15 protein-coding genes are annotated in these 14,797 nt (G+C 74.1%); 14 read left to right on the forward strand and 1 reads right to left on the reverse strand.

Annotated features, from left to right (window positions below; translation table 11 throughout):
• Positions 1-2,027: 2,027 nt before the first annotated feature.
• From O7613_RS06215 to nusB, 14 genes are all read left to right on the forward strand, one after another.
• Positions 2,028-2,510, forward strand: a complete 483-nt coding sequence (locus tag O7613_RS06215) for a hypothetical protein (RefSeq protein WP_282292690.1) — start codon at positions 2,028-2,030, stop codon at positions 2,508-2,510.
• A gap of 125 nt (positions 2,511-2,635) precedes the next feature.
• The gene (locus O7613_RS06220; protein ID WP_348651337.1) at positions 2,636-3,538 is read left to right on the forward strand and encodes a hypothetical protein; all 903 of its coding nucleotides are present in this window, start codon (positions 2,636-2,638) and stop codon (positions 3,536-3,538) included.
• A 146-nt stretch (positions 3,539-3,684) separates the two neighbouring features.
• Positions 3,685-4,146 carry a DUF948 domain-containing protein gene (locus O7613_RS06225; RefSeq protein ID WP_181567772.1) on the forward strand — a complete coding sequence of 154 codons (462 nt, stop codon included), beginning with the start codon at positions 3,685-3,687 and terminating at the stop codon, positions 4,144-4,146.
• A 31-nt stretch (positions 4,147-4,177) separates the two neighbouring features.
• Complete coding sequence (locus tag O7613_RS06230; protein ID WP_091578080.1) at positions 4,178-4,483, forward strand: DUF6167 family protein; 306 nt, start codon at positions 4,178-4,180, stop codon at positions 4,481-4,483.
• On the forward strand, positions 4,480-7,161 hold the full coding sequence (gene alaS, locus O7613_RS06235) for an alanine--tRNA ligase (protein WP_282292691.1): 2,682 nt from the start codon (positions 4,480-4,482) through the stop codon (positions 7,159-7,161). Before O7613_RS06230 ends, alaS begins: the two co-directional genes overlap by 4 nt.
• A 71-nt stretch (positions 7,162-7,232) precedes the next feature.
• The gene (ruvX, locus tag O7613_RS06240; RefSeq protein ID WP_281583736.1) at positions 7,233-7,706 is read left to right on the forward strand and encodes a Holliday junction resolvase RuvX; all 474 of its coding nucleotides are present in this window, start codon (positions 7,233-7,235) and stop codon (positions 7,704-7,706) included.
• Positions 7,690-8,889 carry an endolytic transglycosylase MltG gene (gene mltG, locus O7613_RS06245; RefSeq protein WP_282292692.1) on the forward strand — a complete coding sequence of 400 codons (1,200 nt, stop codon included), beginning with the start codon at positions 7,690-7,692 and terminating at the stop codon, positions 8,887-8,889. The genes ruvX and mltG overlap by 17 nt, the downstream gene beginning before the upstream one ends.
• Positions 8,889-9,749, forward strand: coding sequence for a shikimate dehydrogenase (locus O7613_RS06250; RefSeq protein WP_282292694.1), 861 nt, complete (start codon positions 8,889-8,891; stop codon positions 9,747-9,749). Before mltG ends, O7613_RS06250 begins: the two co-directional genes overlap by 1 nt.
• Before the next feature lie 109 nt (positions 9,750-9,858).
• Positions 9,859-11,037 (forward strand): chorismate synthase, encoded by a 1,179-nt coding sequence (aroC, locus tag O7613_RS06255; RefSeq protein ID WP_282292695.1) that lies wholly within the window; start codon positions 9,859-9,861, stop codon positions 11,035-11,037.
• Positions 11,034-11,543, forward strand: coding sequence for a shikimate kinase (locus O7613_RS06260; RefSeq protein ID WP_282292697.1), 510 nt, complete (start codon positions 11,034-11,036; stop codon positions 11,541-11,543). The genes aroC and O7613_RS06260 overlap by 4 nt, the downstream gene beginning before the upstream one ends.
• Positions 11,544-11,636: 93 nt before the next feature.
• The gene (aroB, locus tag O7613_RS06265) at positions 11,637-12,713 is read left to right on the forward strand and encodes a 3-dehydroquinate synthase (RefSeq protein ID WP_282292699.1); all 1,077 of its coding nucleotides are present in this window, start codon (positions 11,637-11,639) and stop codon (positions 12,711-12,713) included.
• Positions 12,710-13,156 carry a type II 3-dehydroquinate dehydratase gene (aroQ, locus tag O7613_RS06270; protein ID WP_281583730.1) on the forward strand — a complete coding sequence of 149 codons (447 nt, stop codon included), beginning with the start codon at positions 12,710-12,712 and terminating at the stop codon, positions 13,154-13,156. Before aroB ends, aroQ begins: the two co-directional genes overlap by 4 nt.
• A gap of 44 nt (positions 13,157-13,200) precedes the next feature.
• Complete coding sequence (gene efp / locus O7613_RS06275; RefSeq protein WP_107160036.1) at positions 13,201-13,758, forward strand: elongation factor P; 558 nt, start codon at positions 13,201-13,203, stop codon at positions 13,756-13,758.
• Between the two features lie 23 nt (positions 13,759-13,781).
• Positions 13,782-14,192 carry a transcription antitermination factor NusB gene (gene nusB, locus O7613_RS06280; RefSeq protein WP_281590367.1) on the forward strand — a complete coding sequence of 137 codons (411 nt, stop codon included), beginning with the start codon at positions 13,782-13,784 and terminating at the stop codon, positions 14,190-14,192.
• Between the two features lie 66 nt (positions 14,193-14,258).
• Here nusB and O7613_RS06285 read toward each other — a convergent pair whose 3' ends face one another.
• On the reverse strand, positions 14,259-14,747 hold the full coding sequence (locus O7613_RS06285) for a helix-turn-helix domain-containing protein (protein ID WP_013285505.1): 489 nt from the start codon (positions 14,745-14,747) through the stop codon (positions 14,259-14,261).
• Positions 14,748-14,797: the final 50 nt, after the last annotated feature.

The raw sequence follows: 14,797 nt of genomic DNA on the forward strand, positions 1-14,797 counted from the left end.
GGCGCGTAGTCCGGATCGGCCGGCGGACGGCCCCGACGAGCGGCGTGACCCGCGGGCCAAGGGACGGCGGTGGGGGCGCGGTCGAGCCGAGGCCGAGCCGGAGCAGACGGTGCCGGGCGAGGAGTTCGGCTGGATCGACGACCTGCGTACGGCCAAGCAGCAGCGCGGCGAGCTCGGTCCGGACGGGGACGCCCCGGCCGACACGCCGCCTCGGCCCGGTGCGCCCACGGCCGAGCCGGGCCGTCCGTCCCGGCCGGACCTGGCATCTCCCGGTTCCGCCGGACCCGGCCCCGGTGTGCCACCGGCAACCGGCGGACCGGCCCCGCAGCCTCCGGCCGCCGGTCGGCCCGGCCCGCAGCCTCCGGCCGCCGGTCGGCCGGGTCCGCAGCCTCCGGTGGGGGGTCGGCCAGGGCCGCAGCCTCCGGGATCGGTTCCGCCGGGTCCGCACTCTCCGGCGTCGGCTCGGCCGGGTGCGCAGTCACCTGTGGGGGGCCGCCCGGGTCCGTCACCGGCAGCCGGCCCGGCCGGTTCCGCGCCGCAGGCGCCCGGCCGCCCCCACCCAGGCGGACCCGAGCACACCGGCCGACCCGAGCACACCGGCCGACGCGCCCCGGCACCGCCTCCGGGCGCCAGCCACCCCGGCGCTGAGGTGCCGCCGCCCCCCGGTCGTCCCGGGGCCGCGATGCCGCCCGGAGCCGCGCTGCCTCCGGGCGCCGGTCGTCCCGGCGGAGACGTTCCTCGGGGCGCCGCTCGTCCCGGCCCGCAGATGCCTCCGGGCGTCGACCGGACTGACTCCCGTGCCCCGGTCGCGCAGCGCGGCCCCGACGGGCCCCCGCCCGTCCACCCCGCGGGCTCCGATCCGACCGGCCCGCGTCGTCCGGTGGACGGCCCCTGGCCCGGAGTACCCGAGGCGCCCCGGCCGGGTGGCCGGCCATCCGGTCGCGGCGCGGACGGCCCCACCGGCCAGCAACCGCCGGTCCCCGACCGTCCCGTCGGCCCGGCCGGTCCCCGGGGCGGGCCCTCGAACGGTCCGGGCTTCGCCGGGCCCGTGCCCAACCGCGGACCGGTCGATCCGGCCCCGGGCCGGCCGCCGGCCGGGGACGTCGACGACCCTCGGATGTCGACGCCACCCACCCCGCGTGGCCGGCACGGCGTACAGGAGACCGACGTCCACCCGGCCGGAGTCGACCCGGCGGTCCGGCGCGGCCCCGGTGGACGCCGGGCGCGACCCGACGCCTCTGACGACTCCGGTGGCTTTCAGCCGACCGCCGGCGCGGGTCGGCGCGCGCGACCGGACGACGTGCCGGTCGGCATGCCGCCGGGTACGGCGGCGGGGCGGCGCGTACGCCCGGATGACGTGCCGGCCGACATGGCGGCGGGGCGGCGCGTACGCCCGGATGACGTGCCGGCCGACATGGCGGCGGGTCGGCGCGCGCGGCGTGATGATGCGCCGGCCGGCGCCGCGGGTCGGCGGGCGCGGCCCGACGACGACCCGGCAGGCGCACCGCCGGTCCCCGGTCCGGGCCACCACGCACGGCCGGACGACATGCCGCCGGCCGGGGTACGGCCGGTCCCCGGCGCGGGTCGCCGTGCTCGGCCGGACGACGCAGCGGCCGGCGGGGTCGACCCCGCCCGGCCCGTGCCGGGTGCCGGCCGCCGGGCCGCCGTGGAGCCGGACCGGCCGGTGGCCGTGCCGCGCAGCGGAAACGCCCCGGCCCTTCCCGGCGCCACCGCGCCCGTCTCCGGCGGCCCGGTCCAGGGCGCGGGCTCGCCCACGCCGCGCCGTGCCCCGGCCCGTGGTTCCGGGGCCGGTCCCGGCGCGGCCGAATCCGCCACCGACCCGGCCCGGACCCCGCGCCGGGTGGCCGACGACGCGGGTGAACCTCGCCCGCAGCGGCCGGAACGCCCCGCCGACTGGCTGCGGCAGGCCGGCCGCACCTCGCACACCGATCCCGCCATGCCGGCCGCCCGCCGTCCGGCCGGCCCGCCGGCCGAGGAGCCGACCGGACGCCCGAGCGGCGCCGACCGTGGTCCGGGCGCCAGGGCCGGTGCCGCCGTGCCACCGGTACGACCCGAGCAGCCCGGCCCGGCCGTGCCGCCGGTCCGAGCCGGCCAGCCCGGCCCCGCCCGAGGCGCGGCCCGCCCAGGCGTCCCGCCGGTCGGCGGTGACCGTGCCGGTGGTGGTCCGGCTCGTGCCGGTGTGCCGCCGGTGGGTGGTGATCGTGCCGGTGGTGGTCCGGCTCGTGCCGGCGTCCCACCGGTGGGCCCGGGTGGGTTCGGGCCGCACGGCGACCCGGAGCGCAGCGGTGCCATGCCTGTCGGTGGGTCGGCCGGCCCCGGTGGCCACGGCCCGGCCGACGACCCGTCGCGCGCCGGCGGTCGCCCGCCCGGCGCCGGACGTGTCGCACATGGTCAGGGCGCGGCCACGGTACGGCCCACCGGTGACGGGCGTGGACCGACGCGGCCCGACGGCGCCGTCCCACCCGCTGCCGCACCCGGGCCGGCGGTAGCGCCGGGGCCGCGTGCGGCTGCCGGGTCGGTGGCAGCGCCGGGACCGCGTGCGGCTGCCGGGTCGGTGGCAGCGCCGGGACCGGGTGCGGCTGCCGCGCCCGTGGTGGCCCGGGCGGCTGCGGGCGTGGCCCGTCCGGCCGGGCCGGACGAGCGGACGACCGGGCGGGCCGTCCCGCCCACGGCGGAACCGGGCCGGCCCGGTTCCCCGGGAGCGCCGGTTGCCGGAGCGCCGACCAGTGGCGCGCCGGCGGTGGCGCGGGCGGCTGCGGTCGTACCGCCGGGGGAGCCGGCGGGGGCGCGGCCCGGTCCGGGCGACGGACCGGCGCCACGACCGGCCGGCCCGGTAGCGGTCGAGGACGAGCCGGAGGCGGACGGGGCGCGCGGCGCCCGCTCCGAGCTGCGGCGGCAGATGCGGGAGCGGCGTCGACTGCGGATGGGTGTCCTCGCCCTGGTCAGCCTCGTGCTGCTGGGGGCGGTGCCGCTCTACTTCGGGATGCGGACGCTCAGCCACGACCCGGTCTTCGACACCCTCGACGCGCTCGACGTGCCGTCCTGGGCGGCGACGAAGACTGTCGACAACGTCAGCGGCAGCCGCTGGTGCCTCCAGGACTGCCGGCTGCGGGAACGCGCGGTCGAGTCCGAGCAGGGGTGGAAAAAGACCGTCGCCGTCTACGAGCAGGCGCTGGCCAAGGACGGCTGGCGACGCTGGAAGGTCGACCGCTGCCCGGAGGAGAAGGTCGAGGGCAGCTACACCTGCTGGCGTCGGGACGAGCTGACGCTCGACCTGTGGGTCCGCGACCCCGCCTGCACGCCGCCGCCGGTGGACGGGGAGCCGGCGCCGTCCGTGCCCGCCGAGCCCGCAGCGGGGACGTGCGCCGGCTCGTTGGTGTCGGTGAAGGTGCGTAACGCGATCGACGACGAGCGCACCGGGCCGACCCCGACCACCGATCCGTCACTCACCGGTGAGGACCCCTACCCGACGCTCACCGACGACCCCCTCGGCGAGCCGACCCCGTCACCGTCGTGAGCCGACTTCCATCACGGACGGTAGGGTCTGGGGCTGGCGCGCCCGCCCGCGCCCGGTGACCGGGTCGGCGTGGCGCGAAATGGGTAGGAACGGTCGCGCGTTCCGGGATGTCGTGTCCCGGAACAATGGTTGAGGAGGACATGCGCGTGAGTGGTGGAGAGATCGCTGCGCTGATCGCGGCCGGTGCGTTCCTGATGCTGGTGCTCGTGCTGGCGGTGCCGATCCTGCGGCTGCGACACACCGTGGACGCGACGACCCGCATGATCGGTGACCTGAACGACCGCACCGGGCCGCTGCTCGGTGACGTGAACACCACGGTGAAGAACGTCAACACCGCGCTGGAGCAGGTGCAGACCTCGCTGGACGGGGTGAACCTCCAGCTCGCCAAGGTGGACACCATGACCAGCCACGCGCAGAACGTCACCGCGAACGTGGCGAACCTGGCGACCGTGGTCTCCGCCGCCGCCGCGAACCCGCTGGTGAAGGTGGCCGCGTTCGGGTACGGCGTGCGCAAGGCCGCCTCCGCCCGCCGGCACGCCGAGACCGAGCGTGAGGTGCGCGACACCATCAAGCAGCAGCGTCGGGCCGCCAAGCGCGGCAACCGCTGACCCCGACCGGCGTACGCGGGAGGATGAGAGCATGAGGCGGTTGTTCTGGCTGGGCATCGGCCTGGCCGTGGGCGTCCTGGTGGTGCGCAAGGCCACCCGGACGGCGCAGGCGTACACCCCGGCGGGCATCGCCAGCGGGTTGTCCGAGTCCGCCGGTGGGCTGGTCGAGTCGGTGCGTGCCTTCGTGGACGACGTCCGGGTCGGGATGGCCGAGCGTGAGCAGGAGATCCACGAGGCCTTCGCCCGCGGCGAGGCGTACGACGACGAGTTCGCCGAACTGCGGGAGGACCCGCGGATCGGTGACCGAGAGATTTTCCCGGAGGAGCACCAGCGATGAAGACGGCGGAGATCAAGCGGCGGTTCCTCGCCCACTTCGAGGCGAACGGGCACGCCGTGGTGCCGTCCGCTCCGCTGCCCGCCATCAGTGACCCGAACCTGCTGTTCATCAACGCGGGCATGGTGCAGTTCGTGCCCTACTTCCTGGGCCAGCAGACGCCGCCGTACCAGCGGGCGGCGAGCGTGCAGAAGTGCCTGCGGACGCCGGACATCGACGAGGTCGGCAAGACCAGTCGGCACGGCACGTTCTTCCAGATGAACGGCAACTTCTCCTTCGGTGACTACTTCAAGTCCGGGGCGATTCCGCTGGCCTGGGACCTGGCCACGAAGTCGGTCGAGGCGGGTGGCTTCGGGCTGGACCCGGAGCGGATCTGGGCGACGGTCTACCTGGACGACGACGAGGCGTACGACATCTGGCGTGCCACGGGTGTGCCGGCGGAGCGGATCGTGCGTCGGGGCAAGGCGGACAACTTCTGGTCGATGGGCATTCCCGGGCCGTGCGGGCCGTGTTCGGAGCTGTACTACGACCGGGGCCCGGAGTACGGCCGCGAGGGCGGTCCGGAGGTCGACGAGGACCGCTACCTGGAGTTCTGGAACCTCGTCTTCATGCAGTACGAGCGCGGGCCGGGCACCGGGAAGGAGGACTTCCCGATCCTCGGCGACCTGCCGGCGCAGAACATCGACACCGGCATGGGCCTGGAGCGGATGGCCTCCCTGCTGCAGGGCGTGGACAACCTCTACGAGATCGACGAGGTCAAGCCGATCCTGGACCGGGCGGCCGAGCTGACCGGGAAGCGGTACGGCGCGCACTCCGGGCACGCGGCCAACCAGTCGCACCCGGACGACGTGCGGCTGCGGGTGGTCGCCGACCACGTGCGCACCGCGTTGATGTTGATCGGCGACGGGGTGACCCCGTCGAACGAGGGGCGTGGCTACGTGCTGCGGCGGATCATGCGCCGGGCGATCCGGTCGGTGCGGCTGCTGGGCTACCAGGAACCGGCGCTGCCGGAGCTGCTGCCGGTGGCGCGGGACTGCATGGCCCCGTCGTACCCGGAGCTGGCCGAGGACTTCGGCCGGATCTCGCAGTACGCGTACGCGGAGGAGGACGCGTTCCTGGCCACGCTGCGCGCCGGCACCACGATCCTGGACACCGCGATCGCGGAGACGAAATCGGCCGGCCGGCCGGCGCTCTCCGGTGACAAGGCGTTCCAGCTGCACGACACGTACGGCTTCCCGATCGACCTGACCCTGGAGATCGCGGCCGAGCAGGGCCTCCAGGTCGACGCGGACGGCTTCCGCCGGTTGATGGCCGACCAGCGCGGCCGGGCCAAGGCCGACGCGCAGGCCCGCAAGACCGGGCACACCGACGTGTCGGCGTACCGGTCGGTGCTCGACGGCGGCGGGCCGGTCGAGTTCACCGGCTACACCGAGCTGAACCGGGAGTCCCGGGTGCGGGCGCTGCTGGCCGGCGGCGCGTCGGTGGCCGCCGCGGCCGAGGGTGACACGGTCGAGCTGGTGCTCGACACCACCCCGTTCTACGCCGAGGGCGGCGGCCAGCAACCGGACCAGGGCCTGATCACGGTCGGCGGCGGCCAGGTCGAGGTCTTCGACGTGCAGCAGCCGGTGCCCGGCCTGATCGTGCACCGGGCCCGGGTGGTGCGCGGCGAGGTCCGGGCCGGGGAGACCGGGTACGCGGAGATCGACGTGTCCCGTCGCCGGGCGATCTCGCGGTCGCACACCGCGACGCACCTGGTGCACCAGACGATGCGGAACTTCCTCGGCGAGTCGGCGACCCAGGCGGGTTCGCTGAACGCGCCGGGCCGGCTGCGGTTCGACTTCAACACCCCGACCGGGGTGACGCCGAGCGTGCTGCAGGACGTGGAGCAGCAGGTGAACGAGGTGCTCCTGGCCGACCTGGAGGTGCACGCGTTCGTCACCAGCCAGGAGGAGGCCCGCCGGATCGGCGCGATGGCGTTGTTCGGCGAGAAGTACGGCGAGCGGGTCCGGGTGGTCGAGGTCGGTGACTACGCCCGGGAGCTGTGCGGCGGCACCCACGTGGCCCGGTCGGCCCAGCTCGGCCTGGTCAAGATCCTCTCCGAGGCGTCGGTCGGTTCCGGGGTCCGCCGGATCGAGGCGCTCGTCGGCATGGACGCGTTCGGCTTCCTGGCTCGCGAGCACCTGCTTGTCTCCCGGCTGGCCGAGATGTTCCGGGTGCCGGGCGAGCAGGTCGCCGACCGGGTGGAGCAGACCGTCACCCAGTTGCGCGACGCGGAGAAGGAGCTGGAGAAGCTCCGCGCCCAGCTCGTGCTCGGTGGGGCCGGCGCGCTCGCGGCGCAGGCGAAGGACGTGCGCGGGGTCGCGTACGTGGGCACCGAGGCGCCCGAGGGCGCGGCGGCGAACGACGTGCGGACCCTGGCCCAGGAAATCCGCGGCCGGATCGACGCGGCCCGCCCGGCGGTGGTCGCGGTGGCCGCCCGGTCCAACGGCAAGGCGTCCCTGGTGGTGGCCGTCAATCAGGCCGCCCGGGGGCGGGGCCTGAGCGCGAAGGATCTGGTGAAGGCGGCGTTCTCCGGGCGGGGCGGCGGCAGCGACGATCTGGCCCAGGGCGGTGGCCTGCCCGCCACGGAGGCGTCGAACCTGCTGGTGACGGTGGAGAAAGCGGTCGCCGACACCCCATGAGCGCTGCGCTGGATGCCAGGGCGGACCTCCCGGTCCGCCCTGGCCCGTACTCAGGGGAGGTGTGGCGGTAGATGGCTGAGTTCGTGCACGGTGTCCGGTTGGGGGTGGATGTCGGGCAGGTTCGGGTGGGCGTGTCCCGGTCCGACCCGCACGGCATCCTCGCCACCCCGCTCGTCACCCTGGCCCGCGACCTGACCGCCGAGCCGGACGCGGTGCCCGCCGACATGGCCGAGCTGGTCCGGCTGGCCGCCGAGCACGAGGCGGTGGGTATCGTCGTCGGGCTGCCGGTGAACCTCGCCGGGAAACACGGCCCGGCGGCGGCGAACGTCTCCGCCTACGCCACCCGTTTGGCGGATGTGATGGGGCCGATTCCGGTGACGCTGACGGACGAGAGGATGTCTACCGTCCTCGCGAGTCGTAGGCTGGCGGAACGGGGCGTCCGGGGAAAGCGCCAACGAGCGGTGGTCGACCAGGCCGCCGCGGTGGAGATTCTGCAGAGCTGGCTGGACGCACAGCGGAGGCGAACGCATGATCGACGACCTTGACCTGGGGTTCGACGAACAGGAGAGGGGTGAGAAGGGCCGGCACCGGCGCGGCGCGGTGCTCCGCCGGCAGGGCAAGTCAGGCGGCGGCAGGGGCAAGACCCTCCTCGCGCTCGCCCTCGCGCTCGTGCTGCTCGGTGGCATCGGTGGCGGGGCCTACTACGGCTTCGACCGCATCCAGAACTACCTGGTCACCCCCGACTACGACGGTTCCGGCACCGGCGAGGTGACGGTCCAGATCAAGCAGAACGCGCTGATCGCCGACATGGCCGACACGCTTGTGGCCGCCGATGTGGTGAAGAGCACCAAGGCGTTCATCGAGGCCGCCGAGGAGAACTCGCGCAGCAAGAACATCCAGCCGGGCACCTACAAGCTGCGCAAGCAGATGAGCGGTGAGGCGGCGGTCGTGGCCATGCTCGACCTGAAGAACAAGGTCGTCAACGGGCTCACCATCCCGGAGGGGCGCACCGCGAAGAACATCTACAAGCTGCTCTCCGAAAAGACCGACATCCCGGTCAAGGAGTTCGAGACCGCCGCGAAGGACCCGGAGGCGCTGGGCGTGCCGGACTGGTGGTTCAAGCGCTCCGACGGCAAGAAGATCAAGCCGTCGATCGAAGGCTTCCTCTTCCCGGACACCTACGAGATCCCGCCGAAGGCCACCGCCGAGACGGTGCTCAAGCTGATGGTGGACAACTTCCTTTCCGTCACCGGCGAGATGAAGTTCGCCGACCGGGTGCAGGCGGAGCGTGGCGGGGTCACCCCGTACGAGGCGCTGATCGTCGCGTCCCTGGCCCAGGCCGAAGCCGGCAACCCCGACGACCTGGGCAAGGTCGCCCGGGTGGCCTACAACCGGGTCTACGGCGAGTTCCCCTGCAACTGCCTGGAGATGGACGTCACGGTCAACTACTACCTGGAGCTGACCGGGCAGAAGACCAAGACGTCCAAGGAGATGACCGCCTCCGAGCTGGACGACCCGAAGAACCCCTACAACCGCAAGCTGCGCGGTCTGGTGCCCACACCGATCAACAACCCGGGCAAGCAGGCGCTGGAGGGGGCGATGGATCCCCCGCCCGGCAAGTGGCTCTACTTCGTGGCCATTGACAGGAAGGGCCACTCGGCCTTCGCCGAGACCTATGCCGAGCACCAGCGCAACGAGCAGAAGGCCAGGGAGGCCGGGATCATCTGATGGCCGCCCCACACCGCGCGGCGGTGGTCGGCCGGCCGATCGCCCACTCACTCTCCCCGGCGATCCACACCGCCGGCTACGCGGCGGCCGGGCTGACCGGCTGGTCGTACACGAAGATCGAGGCCGGCGCGGACGAACTGCCCGGCCTGGTCGCGGGCCTCGGCCCGGAGTGGGCCGGGCTGTCGGTGACCATGCCGGGCAAGGAGGCGGCGCTCGCGCTTGCCGACGAGGTCTCGCCGGTCGCCGCCGCCGTCGGCGCCGCCAACACGCTGGTACGCCGACCCGACGGCACCTGGTACGCGGACAACACCGACGTCACCGGCATGGTCGAGGTGCTCAGCGGTGCCGGCTGCGTGGCCGGGGCGGTGGTCACCGTGCTCGGGGCCGGTGGCACCGCGCGGGCGGCGATCGCGGCGGCGGCCCGGATCGGCGCGGCCGAGGTGACGGTGGTGGCCCGCCGACCCGAGGCGGTGGACGAGTTGCGTCCGGTGGCGGTTGCCGCCGGCGTGCCGCTGGCCGGCGCGGAGTGGGACGGCGCGCCCGCGCACGCCCGGGCCGACCTGGTGATCTCCACGGTGCCGAAGGGCGTCGCCGACCCGCTCGCCGACAACTTCGACTGGCGGCCGGAGTCCGTCTTCTTCGACGTGGTCTACGACCCGTGGCCCACACCGCTCGCGGCGGCGGCGCTGGCCGCCGGGTGCCGGGTGGTCTCCGGGCTGGACCTGCTGCTGGCCCAGGCGTACGGCCAGTTCGAGCAGTTCACCGGCGCCCCCGCCCCACGCGCCGCGATGCGTGCCGCGCTGGAGGGTAAGGCGGGGCCCCCGCTTAACGCATTTGGTAGAGGCGGGGCCCCCGCTTAACACCTCGCGAGTGGCGGCGGCCGGCCGGTGGGCGAACGCGCGTGTCCGCAGGGCGGGACACCGGCGGCAGCGTGCCGGGCCGGGTCGGAGGCGTGACAGACTGTCCGCTGTGTTGCGCTGGCTGACTGCAGGTGAATCGCACGGACCCGCCCTCGTCGCGATGCTGGAGGGCGTACCCGCCGGCGTCGAGGTGACAAGCGCCGACATCGGCGGCGAGCTGGCCCGCCGCCGGCTCGGCTACGGGCGGGGCGCCCGGATGGCGTTCGAGCAGGACGAGATCGAGATCATCGGCGGGCTGCGGCACGGGGTGACGCTCGGCAGCCCGGTGGCGATCCGGGTGGGCAACTCCGAGTGGCCGAAGTGGCGCACCGTGATGGCCGCCGACCCGGTCGACGCGGACGAACTGGCCCGTCAGGCGCGCAACGCCCCGCTGACCCGCCCCCGCCCGGGCCACGCCGACCTGGCCGGCATGCAGAAGTACGGGCACACCGACGCCCGGCCGATCCTGGAGCGGGCCAGTGCCCGGGAGACCGCCGCCCGGGTCGCCGTGGGCACGGTCGCCAAGGCGTTGGTCAAGCAGGCGCTCGGCGTCGAGATCGTCTCCCACGTGGTGGAGCTGGGGCCGGTGGCGGTGAAGCCGGGCCTGCGGCCCACCCCGGAGGACGCGGCCCGCATCGACGCCGACCCGCTGCGCTGCCTCGACGCCGAGGCGAGCGCGCGGATGGTCGCCGAGGTCGACGCCGCGAAGAAGGACGCCGACACGCTCGGCGGAGTGGTCGAGGTGCTCGCGTACGGCGTGCCGCCGGGCCTGGGCAGCCACGTGCAGTGGGACCGCAAGCTCGACGCCCGCCTCGCGACCGCGGTGATGTCGATCCAGGCGATCAAGGGCGTCGAGATCGGTGACGGCTGGCAGCAGGCGCGCTCCCGCGGCTCCGAGGCGCACGACGAGATCATCCCCACCGCCACCGGCGTCCGCCGGGTCACCGACCGGGCCGGCGGCCTGGAGGGCGGCATCACCACCGGCGAGCCGCTGCGGGTCAAGGCGGCGATGAAGCCGATCTCGTCGCTGAACCGTGCCCTCGCGACGATCGACGTGACCACCGGGGAGCCGACCACCGCGATCAACCAACGCTCCGACGTGTGCGCGGTGCCGGCGGCGGCCGTGGTCGCCGAGGCGATGGTCGCGCTGGTGTTGGCCGAGGCGGCGGTGGAGAAGTTCGGCGGCGACTCGATCGCCGAGATGCGCCGCAACCTGGCCGGTTACCTCGACCGCCTGGTGATCAAGTGAGCACCCGGCCGGTGGTCGTGCTGGTCGGGGCGCCTGGCTCGGGCAAGACCACGGTGGGCGCGGCGCTCGCCGAGGCGCTCGGCGTCGACTTCCGGGACACCGACACCGACATCGAGCGCCTCGCCGGCAAGCCCATCCCGGAGATCTTCGTCGACGAGGGCGAGGACCATTTCCGTACGCTGGAACGGGCCGCGGTGGCGGCGGCGCTGGCCTCGCACGGCGGGGTGCTGGCGCTCGGCGGCGGCGCGGTGCTGGCCGAGGAGAACCGGGCCGCGCTGATCGGCCACACCGTGGTGCACCTGTCGGTGGAGTTGCCCGACGCGATCCGGCGGGTCGGGTTGGGCGCCGGCCGGCCGTTGCTGGCGTTGAACCCGCGCGCCACCCTCAAACACCTGCTGGACCAGCGTCGCCCGCTCTACGCCGAGGTGGCGACCGCGACCGTGGTCACCGACGGCCGTGACCCGGAGGAGTTGGCCGCCGAGATCGCCGCGCTGCTCAAGCCCTGACCGGCGGTGGAACGCGCCGAGCACCACCGGCCGCGCCGATCACGGAGTGGACAGTCGCCGCATGCGGCCGGGCGCTGCACTAGGCTGCCGGCGATGGACGAGGTGACCCGGATCCCGGTCGGCGGCGAACGGCCGTACGACGTGCTTGTCGGACGTGACCTGCTCGACCCGCCGCACGCGCTGCTGCCCGGCGCCGAGCGGGTGGCCTACCTGCACGCGGCGCCGCTCAAGGCCCTCACCGAGCGGCTCGCCGAGCGGGCCCGCGCCGACGGCGTGACGCCGCTGCTGGTGGAGGTGCCGGACGCGGAGGCGGGCAAGCACGTCGACGTGGCCGCCGCCGCCTGGGACCGCCTGGGCGCGGCGGGCTTCACCCGTACCGACGCGGTCGTGGGGGTGGGCGGCGGCGCGGTCACCGACCTGGCCGGTTTCGTCGCGGCCACCTGGCTGCGCGGGGTGCGGTGGGTGCCGGTGGCGACCTCGCTGCTCGGCATGGTGGACGCCGCCGTCGGCGGCAAGACCGGCATCAACACGACCGCCGGCAAGAACCTGGTCGGCGCGTTCCATCCGCCGGCCGGCGTGCTCTGCGACCTGGCGACGCTCGACGGCCTGCCTCCGGCCGAGCTGGCCGCCGGGATGGCCGAGGTGGTCAAGTGCGGCTTCATCGCCGACCCGGTGATCCTCGACCTGGTCGAGCGGGACCCGGCCGCCGCGCTGGACCCGACCGGCCCGGTGGTCCGCGAGCTGGTGGAGCGGGCGGTCCGCGTGAAGGCGGACGTGGTCGGCGGGGACCTGCGCGAGTCCGGGGTACGCGAGGTGCTCAACTACGGGCACACGCTCGCCCACGCGATCGAGAAGGTGGAGGGCTACCGCTGGCGGCACGGCCACGCGGTCGCGGTCGGGCTGGTGTACGCCGCGACCCTGGCCCGGCTGGCCGGCCGGCTCGACGCCGACGACGCCCGGCGGCACCGGCGTGTGCTGGCCGCGCTGGACCTGCCCAACGGCTACCGGGCGGACGCCTGGCCGGAGCTGCTCGCGGCGATGCGGGTGGACAAGAAGGCGCGGGGGAGCCGGCTGCGGTTCGTGGTGCTGGACGGACTCGCCCGGCCGGCGATGCTGGAGGGCCCGCCGGACGAGCTGCTGGCCGAGGCGTACCGGGAGATCAGCTCGTGAGGGTGTACGTGTTCAACGGGCCGAACCTGGGCCGGCTCGGCACCCGCCAGGTCGACGTCTACGGGGTGACCAGCTACGCCGACCTGGCGGCCATGTGCGAGCGGACCGGGCGTGAGCTGGGGCTGGACGTGGTGGTCCGGCAGACCGACGCCGAGCACGAGTTGCTGGGCTGGCTGCACGCGGCGGCGGACGAGGAGGCGGCGGTGGTGCTCAACCCGGCCGCCTGGTCGCACTACTCGATCGCGGTCCGGGACGCCTGCGCCCTGCTCCGCGGCCCGCTCGTCGAGGTGCACATCTCCAACATCCACGCCCGGGAGGAGTTCCGGCACCACTCGGTGGTCTCGGCGGTGGCCACCGGGGTGATCTGCGGGCTCGGGGTGGACGGCTACCGGCTGGCGCTGCACCATCTGGCGCAGCGTGCGAGTCCGATTCGACACAGCTAGTAGACTTGGCAGGTCTGTCCGCCAATTGATGATCAAGGCAGGAAATGGCCTCCACCAACGACCTGAAGAACGGCCTGGTACTCAACCTGGACGGCGAGCTGTGGGCCGTCGTCGAGTTCCAGCACGTCAAGCCCGGTAAGGGTGGTGCCTTCGTGCGCACCACGCTGAAGAACGTGCTGTCCGGCAAGGTGGTCGACAAGACCTTCAACGCGGGCACCAAGGTCGAGACCGCGACCGTGGACAAGCGCACCATGCAATACCTGTACGCCGACGGCGAGGACTACGTCTTCATGGATCTGGAGACGTTCGACCAGATCACCGTGATGGGTGGCACCGTCGGCGAGGCCGCCAACTACCTCCTCCCGGAGGCCGAGGCGACCGTCGCCACGCACGAGGGCGTGCCGCTCTACATCGAGCTGCCGACCTCGGTGGTGCTCGAGGTCACCTACACCGAGCCGGGGTTGCAGGGTGACCGGTCCACCGGCGGCAACAAGCCGGCCACCGTCGAGACCGGCGCCACCGTGCAGGTGCCGCTGTTCATCACCACCGGCGAGAAGATCAAGGTCGACACCCGCGACGGCCGTTACCTCGGCCGAGCCTGATGGCCGAGGGTCCGAAGCAGCAGATGCCGGCGCGTCGCAAGGCGCGTAAGCGGGCGCTTGACGTGCTCTTCGAGGCCGACCTGCGGGACCGCCCCCCGGTCGAGGTGCTCGCCGGCTATCTGGAGCGGATCGAGCAGCCCCGCCCCGACCACGTCGGCTACGCGGTCGGGCTGGTCGAGGGCGTCGCGGCGCACCTCGACCGGATCGACGAGACGATCGCCAGCTACGCCGAGGGGTGGACGCTGGACCGGATGCCGGTGGTCGACCGCAACCTGGCCCGGATCGCCGTGTACGAGTTGCTCTACGTCGATGAGATCGACGACGCGGTGGCGATCAGCGAGGCCGTCGAGCTGGCCCGGCAGATGTCGACCGACGACTCGCCCCGCTTCCTCAACGGCATCCTCGGCCGGATCGCCGAGTACGCCACCCGCTGAGCCGTGGGCAGGAACGACGAAGGGCCCGTGCCGGACGGCACGGGCCCTTCGTGACAGCGGGCGTCGTCAGGAGGCGAAGAACGCGCGCGGGTCGGCGACCAGCACACCGTGCTCGGTGAGCCGCTCGATCAGGCCCGACGGTGAGGCGTCGTACACGATGGCGAGGGCACGCAGGTCGTCGGCGCGGATGGAGAGCACCCGGCCGTTGTAGTCACCGCGCTGCTGCTGGATGGCGCGGGCGTACCGGGCGACGTACGCGAGGTCCTCGGAGGCCTCGTCGTAGAGCCGCTCCAGGTCCAGCACGATCTTGCTGGTGGGCTCGTGCCGCACCCCGCTGCCGTCGGGCAGCAGCTCGGAGACGGGAACGCGGTAGAAGTCGGCCAGTTCCGCCAGGCGGGACACGGTGACGGCGCGGTCGCCGCGCTCGTACGAGCCGACCACGACGGCCTTCCACCGCCCGTTCGACTTCTCCTCCACCCCCTGCAGGGACAGGCCCTGCTGCTGGCGGATGGAGCGCAGGCGGGCGCCCAGCGACTTGGCGTATTCAGAGGGCATTCGGACACTCCCAGTGCTGCTCGGGGTTCTCCCAGCTATCGCTACGGAGC

Origin of the sequence: Micromonospora sp. WMMD975, from assembly GCF_029581215.1 — a bacterium.
Classification (GTDB): domain Bacteria; phylum Actinomycetota; class Actinomycetes; order Mycobacteriales; family Micromonosporaceae; genus Micromonospora.

Bases quoted from the DNA above. Each gene is read 5' to 3' on its own strand.
- O7613_RS06250 (WP_282292694.1), top strand. From the start codon at position 8,889: ATGGCCGCCCCACACCGCGCGGCGGTGGTCGGCCGGCCGATCGCCCAC.
- aroB (WP_282292699.1), top strand. From the start codon at position 11,637: ATGGACGAGGTGACCCGGATCCCGGTCGGCGGCGAACGGCCGTACGAC.
- O7613_RS06285 (WP_013285505.1), bottom strand. From the start codon at position 14,747: ATGCCCTCTGAATACGCCAAGTCGCTGGGCGCCCGCCTGCGCTCCATC.
- ruvX (WP_281583736.1), top strand. From the start codon at position 7,233: ATGGCTGAGTTCGTGCACGGTGTCCGGTTGGGGGTGGATGTCGGGCAG.
- efp (WP_107160036.1), top strand. From the start codon at position 13,201: ATGGCCTCCACCAACGACCTGAAGAACGGCCTGGTACTCAACCTGGAC.
- mltG (WP_282292692.1), top strand. From the start codon at position 7,690: ATGATCGACGACCTTGACCTGGGGTTCGACGAACAGGAGAGGGGTGAG.
- nusB (WP_281590367.1), top strand. From the start codon at position 13,782: ATGCCGGCGCGTCGCAAGGCGCGTAAGCGGGCGCTTGACGTGCTCTTC.
- alaS (WP_282292691.1), top strand. From the start codon at position 4,480: ATGAAGACGGCGGAGATCAAGCGGCGGTTCCTCGCCCACTTCGAGGCG.
- O7613_RS06230 (WP_091578080.1), top strand. From the start codon at position 4,178: ATGAGGCGGTTGTTCTGGCTGGGCATCGGCCTGGCCGTGGGCGTCCTG.